This is a genomic window from Psychrobacter sp. AOP5-GZ1-6, assembly GCF_052376345.1.
GTDB lineage: Bacteria > Pseudomonadota > Gammaproteobacteria > Pseudomonadales > Moraxellaceae > Psychrobacter.
The window spans coordinates 1-7,044 of the sequence record NZ_JBQSVP010000152.1 but is presented as its reverse complement, the minus strand read 5'-3'; the positions used below and the strand labels follow the sequence as shown (position 1 = coordinate 7,044).

The window sequence follows — 7,044 nt, the reverse complement described above, 5'->3', positions numbered from 1 at the left end:
ACAGGTGTTATGAATATCATGCTGGTGTCCGTGACCGAGCGTACCAACGAGATTGGAGTGCGAATGGCTGTTGGAGCTCGCCAAAACGACATCATGCAGCAGTTCTTGATAGAGGCCGTGCTGGTTTGTATTTTGGGTGGTTTGCTAGGTATTGGTATGGCCTTTGCTATCGGCGAACTGATCAATCAATTTGGTGGTGATAGCTTTAAAGTTATCTATTCCGCTACCTCTATCATTGCAGCCTTTGTGTGCTCCACGCTTATTGGGGTTGTTTTTGGCTTCTTGCCCGCCCGTAATGCTGCAAAACTAGATCCTGTAGATGCACTTTCTAGGGATTAATCGTGAATGACAGGGGCACTGAGTTAGCATGTTCAGTGCTCAACTGAATCATAATGATAAAATCCTAAAAAAATAGTTATTTTTTCTGCATATTTATAGTTTTTTCCTCATCAGGGGTTGTAATTGTCATAATTATATATATAATGTGCTCTCACGTTTAGGGATACAAACTCTTTAAACGTTGAAACAAGCTTAATGTATGTTATTTAAGCTTAACTTGCAGAACAAAAGAGCATTGCTCTTATAGATGTTCTTCAGGGCCGATAGCTCAGTTGGTAGAGCAGTTGACTTTTAATCAATTGGTCCCGCGTTCGAGTCGCGGTCGGCCCACCATATTTAGTAATACGCTTATCGATCGTTTTACCCTATCCGGTAGTTGGTTGATAAAAGTTAAAAGCATCTTTAAGATGTTAAGTTTTAACAAAATCCCATTTAAAGGGTTTTGAACCTAGTTTGGATGCGTAGTTTCTAGAATTTACGACAATGTAAATTCTCTTGCGCTCAGACGAAGCAATGCTTCGTTTTATCCTCGCTCAGGGCCGATAGCTCAGTTGGTAGAGCAGTTGACTTTTAATCAATTGGTCCCGCGTTCGAGTCGCGGTCGGCCCACCATATTCCAAAAGCCCAGTTACTATCTCTCTCAGTTATGAGAAAATATAGTAACTGGGCTTTTTTTATGCCCTACTTTATTTTTTCTGCTTGAACATCGAAAAGTCAGCATTTTTTCGCCGTAGTAATTTATGCTTGATAGTGTCTTTAATGGTTCGTGGCTGCTTGGGTGCCTGCGTAATCAAAGTATCAAACATGGCTTGATCTATCGCCAACTCACGACCATGTGCCATCATGACCACAGAAGGTTTTAATGCTTTGATTTTTTGGAGCGATTGAATATAAACCTTGGGATCATAGACAGGAAAAGGCGCCACAAACTTATGGCGTAGCTTGATAATCAAATCAGCGGTATATACCTGTCGACTAGGCAGATGAAACAAAGATAAATCGCGGTCTGTATGCCCAGGAGTTTCAAGCACCTGCCATTCATCAAACCCTGGCACGCAGTCTCCTTCACTGACAGTGATATCAGCCTTAAGATACGCTGGATAATACAGATTCTTTAGGGAGCAGCCTTGGCGTCTCGCCACATAATACGCAAGATTTATATCCACTAAATGCATCGTACGACCAGCAATACCGCTATACCACTGATCGCTTTTATCTGCCGACACTATCATACAGCCTGTCTCATCTCGGAACTTATGGGCTCCGCCCGCATGGTCTGGGTGCATATGAGTGACGACGACGACTTTTAGATCAGTAACGGGTCGTTTTAAGGTCGTCTTAATATAATCCAGCACCATTTCCACATCAGGCCGACAAGCGCCATCTAGCAGCATAATTTTATCTGGGTAGACCGCCATATACGTACTTTGGATGTACCCATTCAGACGTACAATCTCGCATAAACTCATTTGCATTCCCTGCCATATAGATAGTCCTTACTATGGATATCTTTAGATATCCATCAATACATTCAGTATAACGCTCCTCATATAAATTGTAATGGCTTTGAGTGAACGCTTGTGACTATAGAATTACTCATAGACAATCCAACGCGAACGCTCTTATCTGTCATAACCCCATATGCGAAAAGCAAAAACAAAGAACAGTTAAAATAAAATTCTGCTATGATTGTGGCAATCAACAAAAGTATAATAAACGAGCCATTCATGAATCACCTTGCAGAAACTACCAAACAGCCTACACCACCTTTCTTAAACCTTATAACCAAACCTTGTGTTTTAACCATATTTACCACAGCACTAATGGGGTTCTCCATCTCTGCAAAAGCCGGAGGTTGGCTTTATTGTAGCTCTAATTTCTCATTGGACAATCGCACCTATAATGAATGTCAGATTAATTTCCCAACGCTAGATACTGGCAACGATACCCAAACCAACCTGTATTTATTGCTCGCTGATAAAGGCTTAATTGACTTTGATATTCCTAATACGCATGAATCAGACTCCTATTATGCTCATGACTTTCCGTTAAACTTACCTACTTTAAGACAAACGGCAGTGAATGAAGTAAAAAACCCCAATCAGAATTTTTTAGAGCAATCTAAAAAAAGCAATTACGCCGAATATTGTAATAGTTTTTATACAGGTGAAGAGGCGCTAAAAGACGCGCTAAAGATTGATACGAAATTGACCTCTAAAGAACGCTTACAACTGATGCAGTTTCGCCAAGCCATCCGCAGCGAATGTGCGAACTCGTTCGGTCATGACACCTCATCAGCCGAGAGTACATCTACTTTTCCGTTGAAATGGTCTACCAATGCTCAGCCATACGCAGACTATATTATGGCCACTCAGCTGTTTTATTTGGGTGAAAAATCAGACTTTGACAGTGCTCATAATCTCTATAGTGCGTTAATCAATATTAAAACAGACAACAATGCCGGACTTGCTTGGCTGGTCGATACCGCCAATTATATGCTGATTCGTACTGGTATTAATCGTATTTATCAGCACGGCATGGGAGACTACCGCTATAAGAGCGAGACCGTTGATCCAAGACTGTTTTCCAATACTCAAAAGGTCATCAATACTTACCTTAGCCGCTTTAAAGATGGCCACTATACTGCCTCAGCGCGCGGCTTACAACGTCGGCTCTATTGGCTAGCAGATCGACAAGATAAGCTGATTGATGAGATCGAGTGGCAAATCGATCATACCAACTCACTAGCGTTTAATCTGGATAGTCGCGTATTGCCAGCAGAAATAGAACAAAGAGTATTTTTTGCAAACTTTGATGAACCACTCAATATTAATGATCTAAATAACCCCATTTTACTCACCAGTTTTGCGTTATACCGCTTAAGACCTGCTGACTCTTTTAGTTCTATTAAACCGCTAACATTAGCAGAGCTAAAGCAGCTAAAACCCAAGTTTAAAGAGCGCACAGATCTATATCAGTATCTCATAGCGACCTATTATTTTGTGCAGGAAAACAATCCAAAACTTGCTATAAAGTACTTACCAACTACTGTACCGACAAGTGAGATGTCATATTCAAGGTTTAGCCAATACGTCCTAAAAGCCAAAGCATTGCAGCAAACGGGTGATATCAATGAGGCAAACGCAATATGGGATCGCCTACATCAATTGCCAAAACAACCGTTTCAAAACAGAATAACCGAGCTGGCGTTAGCGCTTCAAGCAGATCAAACCAATGATTACAGCAAATTTTTTGGTAATAACGCTACGGTACAATCTCAAACTTTAAAAATGCGAGTAATCAAGTATTCTGCCGATCCCGTGCTATTGAGACAAATTGCTGATCGTCATTCGGTTACTGATACGATTGGCGCAGAAGCCCGTTACGCGCTACTGACTAAATCACTACTACAGGGGCGCTATGCTGATTATTTAACATACAGACAGAACTATCTCCCCAAAGACGCCCAAAAGTATTTAGGCTTTGATAGTGAGGACGAAAAACTGAAATACTTGCCTACATTCAGTGAGTTTAATTGGCAGGGTAAACAAATTAGTCCTAACATAAACTGCCAAGACTTGACGAAAACAGTGACGCGCCTGAGCCAAAACCCAAAAGACAGACTACAAACCCTATGTCTAGCCGAGTTTATGAATGACTCAAACTTAACTTACTATCTCGAAGATTATGACAATTCCTATCATTCTTCTGATCAAAACGATTCAGGCTATCGCTATCCTTACTTAGGTGATATACCCAGTCGTTTTGACGGTCAAGCGCTAAACCGATTGAACATCTATCAATCTACATTTAACAGCAATCAAGATGACGAGTTATCAGCCTATGCGCTACATCGTGCGATTGGCTGCTTTGCAAGTTCAGGTAGGAACCATTGTAGCGATGAAAATGTGGACATGTCAGTTCGTAAAGCTTGGTTTAAACGCTTAAAATCAGACTTTAAAAATACAAACTGGGCGAAAAACCAGAAATATTATTGGTAAATTGAAAGGCTTTTTGAATTGATAAAAAACTGGCAAAAACATAGAGGGCTAGTATTAGGGGTTATTTGCTTAATCATACTGGTTCTTACGTCTATTATTTATAACTCAGTCTATAGCCTTGCTTCAACGCATCAATCTAAAACTGAGCAGCAACCCCAATCAGTAGAGATCGCCCTCAATGCTGGGCACACCACTAATACTGCTGCTACTAGCGATGCAATTGTTAATGCGAAAGATTATGAGCAGTTTTGGATATGGACACCGCCCAAGGATGATACCCAGCTGAGCCAAGCTCATACCTTATATATCTTACAAGGTGAAATTCGTCCGCCTAATATTCCGTACTATCGTCCCAATACTAATGAGAATGCAGATCATGCTGCACTTGCAACGCTGACACCGCAAGGTCTAGGCGTTCGCTCTTTAGATGATAAAAAAATCTGGCTCGTCTATCGTGCAACCAGTCAAGAATGGTCAGACGAAGTGATGGCTCAGCTTATCGAGCGCTTAGAGAAGTGGCAGCGAGCAGGCAATCAAGTGATGGGGATTCAAATAGACTATGATGCTCCCACCTATCAACTGGATAAGTACGCACAACTGCTGAGGAATGTGCGTAAGCAACTACCAGCGCATTATCAGTTGAGCGTAACTGGATTGCTTGATTGGTCAAACCAAGCTGAGGAGCCTCAGTTTATGCAGCTCGGTGATGCCATCGATGAGTTGGTTATCCAAACTTATCAAGGAACAACTACTTTAACCAATTACTCTCGATATCTAAAAAAACTAGAAAATGTGCCCTTTGATTTTAAAGTGGGTATCATTGAAGATGGTCAATGGCACGGCGCAGGGTTTTTGGAAAACAGTCCACACTTTAAGGGTTATGTCGTATTTTTACGATAAAGGATGAAGTAATTGAGATACAGCATCTTCTTATAAAATGACACGCTTTTAGCAAAGTGCGATTAGGGCTCACACTTTGTTACCCTTACTAAAAAACCCAGCGCTTAGGCTGGGTTTTTGATAAAACTTAACGTATAACATTTAATATATAAAACTTAACGTATCTAGAAACCGTATGACATTAATTATGCCAAATCACGTACCTTTGGCTCACGCTTCCATAGACGAGACTTCGCATTTGCAATAAAGCTATCTAATTCAGCGAGTGGCGTAACAAAACTGTCTTTTTCAATTGGCAGTTTACTCAAGATAAACTCATCCGTTGCTCCGCAATACGCAATCGCTTTGCAATGACCATACGCATCATTGAACCAATCTAAGGCTGAGCTGTCTTTGGCTAGCTTTTTAGCTTGATCAGGCATGATAATACTCACCACAGCATCGAACATCACTGACGGACCACCAGCGAGGCGCTCATCAGCTTGTATGCGTGTGCCATCATCCAACACCACCTCTTTATTAGGTGCCACTATTTTGACACTAGCGCCCTGCTCTTTAGCGGCGTCTTCAAACTTCTTAATCTCGCTACTCTTAGAGCCTTCCGCGACCAATATACCTATCAGACGACCTTTTAGACTGTCAGGCGTCAGACCGATGGTTTGTACCGCTTTAGAGGTTGCTATATCTAGTACAGGTGCAGCGGCATCCGCAGGTTCTGGCAACTCCATACCAAGTGCGGTCGCCACACGATTGGCCAAGTCTTCATCGATATGAATCAGATGACCAAGCATACGAGCACGTACATGTGCCGTATCTACTTTACCGAGCTCAAATGCATAGGCGGTTGCGATATGTGCTTGCTCCGTGGGTGTTTGGCTACGATAAAACATCCGTGGCTGACTGTAATGATCTGCGAAACTCTCTGCACGTACGCGACCTTTTACTCCATCATCTAGCTGCTCATGAAATGATTCAAAACCCTCTTTAACGCTTTCACGTGGTCTCGTTGTATCCAAACTCTGTGGCTCATACAATGTACGGGTTTTGGGTATCTGCATTTGCATATGCCCATCTTGCTGATTATTAGCAAACGGACATTTTGGTGCATTAATTGGCAGTTGTGAAAAGTTTGGTGAGCCTAAACGTGATAGCTGGGTGTCTAAATAGCTGAACAGTCGACCTTGTAATAATGGATCGTTACTGAAGTCGATACCTGGTGGTAGATGTGATGGGCAAAACGCGACTTGCTCCGTTTCTGCAAAGAAATTATCCGGATAACGATTGAGTACCATTTTACCAACCGTTTTAACTGGTACCAACTCTTCTGGAATCAGTTTGGTCGCATCGAGGTGGTCAAATGGAAACTCATTGGCCTCTTCTTCGGTAAATAATTGAACGCCAAACTCCCATTCAGGATAGTCGCCATTGTTGATTGATTCGAACAAATCACGACGATGATAATCGGGATCTGCACCTGAGATTTTCACTGCTTCATCCCAAGTGGTTGACTGTACACCCAATACTGGCTTCCAGTGAAAACGTACAAAGGTACTCTTGCCTTCTTTATTAATTAAACGATAACTATGGATACCAAAGCCTTCCATCATCCGTAGACTACGCGGTAGGCCACGGTCACTCATCAGCCAAATCAGATTGTGCATCGTTTCAGGCGTTAGTGACACAAAGTCCCAAAAAGTATCATGCGCAGATGCCGCTTGCGGAAAGCCGCGATCAGGCTCTGGTTTTACCGCATGAATCAAGTCTGGGAACTTCATCGCATCTTGAATAAAGAAAATCGGCATGT

5 protein-coding genes and 2 tRNA genes are annotated in these 7,044 nt (G+C 42.0%); 5 read left to right on the top strand and 2 right to left on the bottom strand.

What is annotated here, in order from left to right; translation table 11 throughout:
• The 3 genes from ACT3RN_RS13735 to ACT3RN_RS13725 all read left to right on the top strand — a co-directional run.
• On the top strand, window positions 1–339 hold a 339-nt coding region (locus tag ACT3RN_RS13735), incomplete at its 5' end, for an FtsX-like permease family protein (protein WP_444518720.1).
• Between the two features lie 257 nt (window positions 340–596).
• A tRNA-Lys gene (locus tag ACT3RN_RS13730) sits at window positions 597–672 on the top strand.
• A gap of 203 nt (window positions 673–875) precedes the next feature.
• Window positions 876–951 (top strand) — tRNA-Lys (locus ACT3RN_RS13725).
• 74 nt (window positions 952–1,025) lie between these two features.
• Here the strand turns inward: ACT3RN_RS13725 and ACT3RN_RS13720 are convergent.
• Window positions 1,026–1,808 carry an MBL fold metallo-hydrolase gene (locus ACT3RN_RS13720; protein WP_192519656.1) on the bottom strand — a complete coding sequence of 261 codons (783 nt, stop codon included), beginning with the start codon at window positions 1,806–1,808 and terminating at the stop codon, window positions 1,026–1,028.
• A 258-nt stretch (window positions 1,809–2,066) separates the two neighbouring features.
• Between ACT3RN_RS13720 and ACT3RN_RS13715 the strand changes: the two genes are divergently transcribed.
• Window positions 2,067–4,340 (top strand): hypothetical protein, encoded by a 2,274-nt coding sequence (locus ACT3RN_RS13715; protein WP_192519657.1) that lies wholly within the window; start codon window positions 2,067–2,069, stop codon window positions 4,338–4,340.
• Window positions 4,341–4,358: 18 nt separating this feature from the next.
• Window positions 4,359–5,240: a DUF3142 domain-containing protein gene (locus ACT3RN_RS13710; RefSeq protein WP_442440108.1), complete on the top strand. Its 882-nt coding sequence runs from the start codon at window positions 4,359–4,361 to the stop codon at window positions 5,238–5,240.
• Window positions 5,241–5,425: 185 nt separating this feature from the next.
• Here ACT3RN_RS13710 and ACT3RN_RS13705 read toward each other — a convergent pair.
• Window positions 5,426–7,044 (bottom strand): catalase (locus ACT3RN_RS13705; RefSeq protein WP_444518719.1); only part of this gene is annotated, 1,619 nt, incomplete at its 5' end.

What these genes read in the sequence shown, in the direction of transcription:
- ACT3RN_RS13715 (WP_192519657.1), top strand. Translation starts at nt 2,067, where the DNA reads ATGAATCACCTTGCAGAAACTACCAAACAGCCTACACCACCTTTCTTA.
- ACT3RN_RS13720 (WP_192519656.1), bottom strand. Translation starts at nt 1,808, where the DNA reads ATGAGTTTATGCGAGATTGTACGTCTGAATGGGTACATCCAAAGTACG.